This window comes from Mesorhizobium sp. M2A.F.Ca.ET.067.02.1.1 (assembly GCF_004023285.1).
GTDB lineage: Bacteria > Pseudomonadota > Alphaproteobacteria > Rhizobiales > Rhizobiaceae > Mesorhizobium.
This window is the reverse complement of the sequence record NZ_RZSB01001322.1, coordinates 1-719: the sequence shown is the minus strand read 5'-3', so window position 1 is coordinate 719 and position 719 is coordinate 1. Positions and strand designations below refer to the sequence as shown.

Here is a 719-nt window from a genome sequence, read left to right as displayed (position 1 = left end):
AAAAAACCGCTTGGCAATATAAGGGAATGCAGTTAGGGTCCGGCTCAACCGGATGAGACGAAGCAGGCAGTGCTCCCAGCGATTCGGTTTTCCTTGGAAATAGCTGCCTTCTTGCGCAAACGACGCCCAAGCTTCGTGCGGGAATCGTCCGGCAAGTGATGTAACCGGAACAGGATGGCACGTGGCGCCAACGCAATTGATGCGGGCGAACGCCGGTGAAGAAACGAAACGGCTGGCTGCATGAGCGCCTCCGTTCGTGAAGAGTTTTTCGAAAATCCACTATGAAGAGAGTCTAATGAGGCCACAACAGCAGAACAGGCGCATGCGCGGTCGCAACAACAATGGCGGCGGTGGCAACAACAACAACCGCAAGGGGCCAAATCCCCTGACCCGCACCTACGAGAGCAACGGCCCGGACGTGAAGATCCGCGGATCGGCTCAACAGATCGCCGAAAAATACGCCACACTCGCCCGTGACGCGCAGAGCTCCGGCGACCGGGTGATGGCGGAGAACTATCTCCAGCACGCCGAGCACTACAATCGCATCATTGCCGCCGCGCAGGCGCAGATGCCGATCCAGAACGCCCAGCAAAACCGCGACGACTTCGACGACGATCTCGATGAGGATCGTGACGAGTTCGATTCTGTCGGCAACAGCAACGGCGGTGGAGCCGAGGCGCCGGCCGCGGCGAACGGCTCGGGGCCGCAGCCTGTGATCG

General features: G+C 59.8%; 1 protein-coding gene. It reads left to right on the top strand.

The genetic code is table 11. The annotated features are described in order from the left end of the window. Positions 1–322 precede the first annotated feature (322 nt). On the top strand, positions 323–719 hold a 397-nt coding region (locus tag EOA28_RS37585; protein ID WP_245501711.1), incomplete at its 3' end, for a DUF4167 domain-containing protein.